At 60.4% G+C, this 2923-nt stretch carries 4 protein-coding genes and 1 pseudogene; 4 read left to right on the forward strand and 1 reads right to left on the reverse strand.

Annotated features, from left to right (window positions below; genetic code table 11):
• Window positions 1-600: SMP-30/gluconolactonase/LRE family protein (locus RMO15_RS28495; protein ID WP_309721001.1), on the reverse strand; the 600-nt coding region annotated here is incomplete at its 3' end.
• Between the two features lie 39 nt (window positions 601-639).
• On the opposite strand from RMO15_RS28495, the gene RMO15_RS28500 reads away from it, so the two are divergent.
• From RMO15_RS28500 to RMO15_RS28515, 4 genes and pseudogenes are all read left to right on the forward strand, one after another.
• Complete coding sequence (locus tag RMO15_RS28500; protein WP_309721004.1) at window positions 640-873, forward strand: hypothetical protein; 234 nt, start codon at window positions 640-642, stop codon at window positions 871-873.
• Window positions 870-1709: a carboxylating nicotinate-nucleotide diphosphorylase gene (gene nadC, locus RMO15_RS28505; protein WP_309721006.1), complete on the forward strand. Its 840-nt coding sequence runs from the start codon at window positions 870-872 to the stop codon at window positions 1707-1709. The genes RMO15_RS28500 and nadC overlap by 4 nt, the downstream gene beginning before the upstream one ends.
• Window positions 1706-2404: a biotin--[acetyl-CoA-carboxylase] ligase gene (locus RMO15_RS28510; RefSeq protein ID WP_309721009.1), complete on the forward strand. Its 699-nt coding sequence runs from the start codon at window positions 1706-1708 to the stop codon at window positions 2402-2404. Before nadC ends, RMO15_RS28510 begins: the two co-directional genes overlap by 4 nt.
• A gap of 159 nt (window positions 2405-2563) precedes the next feature.
• A pseudogene (locus tag RMO15_RS28515) lies at window positions 2564-2923 on the forward strand (hypothetical protein); the annotation flags it as partial.

A 2923-nucleotide genomic window follows, 5' to 3' on the forward strand; every position in this document is an offset into this window, starting at 1 on the left:
GTCTTTTTGAATCTCGTAGGAGTAGGTCTTGCCCGCCCCGATATCGGCGACATAGAGCATCTTGCCATCGGGCGTTCCCGTGATACCGTTGGGCTGCGTTAGATCCGTGGCGACGGCCTTGAGCGTTTTGCGATCCGGCGCGAGAAAATAGACGAATTGCCCGGCAGGCTGCATCGCTTTATCGCGCTTCCAGTAGGGGCGGGCATAGAGCGGGTCGGTGAAGTAGAGGCCGCCAGTTTTCTTGGGGTGCACCCAGACATCGTTGGGGCCATTGAGCAGCTTGCCTGCCGGATCGGCTAGCACGACCACGGTGACTTTCTTGTCTTTACTGATGCACCAGAGCTGGTTTTGGTCATCCGCGCAGCTCCAGAGATTGCCCGCTGTGTCGAAATACATCCCATTGGAGCGCCCGCACGGCTGCATGAACGTCGAGAGCTTGCCCTCGACACTCCAGACCAGGATGCGATCATTGGGCTGGTCGGTGAAGTAAACATTGCCCTGCGCATCGGATGTCGGGCCTTCGGTAAACGAGAACTCCCCAGCCAGCTTCTCAAGAGCCGCGCCCGGAGCAATCACAGAGGGTGTAGAAGTCGTACTCATGCGTTTAGTGTACCGTGTTGAATATGCTATAACGAATGTATGAAACTGGAGATTTTGGAGACGGATAATGGTCTGGCGATTGCCTTACCCGATAAGGTGCTGACAAAGCTGGGAGTGGGGCTTGGTGACGAAATTGACCTCACGGAGACGACGGCGGGTTACTCCTTAACGACAAACTTCTCAGAGTTTATGGAAGCTGCTCACCGTGTTATGGAAGAGGATTATGAGACATTAAAGCGCCTCGCAGATGGGCCGGAGTCTTTACAAGCATGAAACTACTACCCATTCAGTACGAAGAGACCGTCCGGGCGGCGCTGGTTGAGGATATTGGGGCTGGGGATGTGACGACGCTTCTCTCGGTGCCTGCGGAGAACTTAGCGAGTGGCGTCTTTCTGGTGAAGGCGGAGGGTGTGATCTGTGGGCTGGAGCTTGCGGCGTGTGCGTTTCGCTTGGTTGACTCCACGGTCGAGTTCACGCCGCTGGTCGCCGATGGGACGCGGGTGAGCTACGGCGATATTGTGGCGCGGCTCTCCGGCCCGGCGCAGAGCTTGCTCACGGGCGAGCGGGTGGCGCTGAATTTTTCGCAGCGGCTCTCCGGGACGGCGAGCTTAACTCAGAAATTTGTGGACGCCATCGCGGGGACAAAAGCGCGGATCGTGGACACCCGCAAAACCACGCCGGGGCTGCGGACACTGGAGAAATATGCCGTGCGCTGTGGCGGGGGGCATAACCATCGCTATGGCCTAGGCGATGGGGTGCTCATCAAAGACAACCACCTCGCGGCGGGCGGCGGGGTTGCTGCGTGCGTTTCGCGGGCGCGAGAGCATGCGCCGCACACGCTTCGGATTGAAGTGGAGTGCAAGAGTCTCGCGCAAGTGGATGAGGCAATTGCAGCGGGCGCGGACATTCTCCTGCTCGACAACATGAGCAACGAAATGCTCCGCGAGGCTGTGGCAAAGATTGCAGGTCGGGCGCTGGCAGAAGCCTCGGGCGGGGTGAATCTTGCGACCGTGCGCGGGATTGCCGAGACAGGCGTGGATATTATCTCTGTGGGGGCACTGACCCACTCGGCGGCGGCACTGGATATCTCTCTGGACTTCACCGAGTGACGTTTGGCCACACGGTTGTCGCACGGGAGAGCTGTACGTCCACACAGGACGAAGCCAAAAAATATCTCGCTCAGCCTGGGACGGTTATTACTGCCAAAGTAATGAGTGCGGGACGGGGCCGTCTTGGGCGGCGCTGGGTTGCTCCATCCGGGACGAATCTCTGCGCGACACTGGTCGGGCCGCATGTGGAGCCCGCACGACTCTGGGAACTGGCACCCTTGGTGGGGCTTGCGGCGGTCGATGCCGTCCGTACGCTTGGCTTCGATGTCCATGTCCGATTCCCCAATGATCTTTTTTTTCAAGGCCGTAAGCTGGGCGGGGTGCTGATTGAGGTCGAGGCGGGGCAGCCCCTGATCGGGGTGGGCATCAATGTCAAGTCGCGTGTCTGGCCACCGGAGCTGGAGGACAAGGCAATCGCACTGGGCGACTCCGTGGAGATTGCGACGCTGGAGAGTACTCTCTGGGAGACACTAAACCGGCGCTGGTCGCTCTGGGAGCGAGGCGGGCTCGCCGCCATTCTCCCCGACTGGCACGCACTTCTTGACACCGAGGCGCGCCGGATTTTTGTGCTCGACAGCCAGCCCACTCTCTGTAAAGTGGCTCTGCTCAGCGCCTCGGGGCAAGTCACACTAGAGCTTCCCGACCGCTCCCTCCGTACAATCTCTGCTTCCGAGGTGATCTTTGGGGAGGACTAAGTTGCACCGCCGATTAGAACGGCGGTGCTGGAGAGCTAAAGCTACAAAGGGCCACCCAGAGGGTACCCGGCCCATAGATTGGATTATGGCCGGAACGGCCTTTGTAGCCGAAGGCTCTCCAGCCACCCCCGGGTACCCTCTGGGTGAACGGGGGGGGCAATGAGAACGGATCTAATCGTCACGACGAGCCATAAGCCCGACGCGGTGCTTACGGCGCGGGCGGCGGGGTTTGCGCAGGAGCTAGGCTGTGCCTTGGCGGGGCGGCACGCCGAAGGGATGCCTGTGGTTTTTGCACGCTACCCGGAGGCGCAAAAAGCACTGATCGTGCAGAGTGCTCGCTTGCTCCTGGTAGATCGTGCAGGCCACGAGGTCTTCTTCCACCCGAATCTCGGGGCGCTACGACTCCGTAACCTGCTCCGGGGGCATCCGGACTATCTCCAGCTTGCCATGCAGCTTGTCCCCGGCGAGTCCGTTCTCGACTGCACCCTGGGCCACGCAGGCGAGGCGACCCTGTGCGCC

This window comes from Armatimonas sp., from assembly GCF_031410135.1.
Taxonomy (GTDB): Bacteria; Armatimonadota; Armatimonadia; order Armatimonadales; family Armatimonadaceae; genus Armatimonas.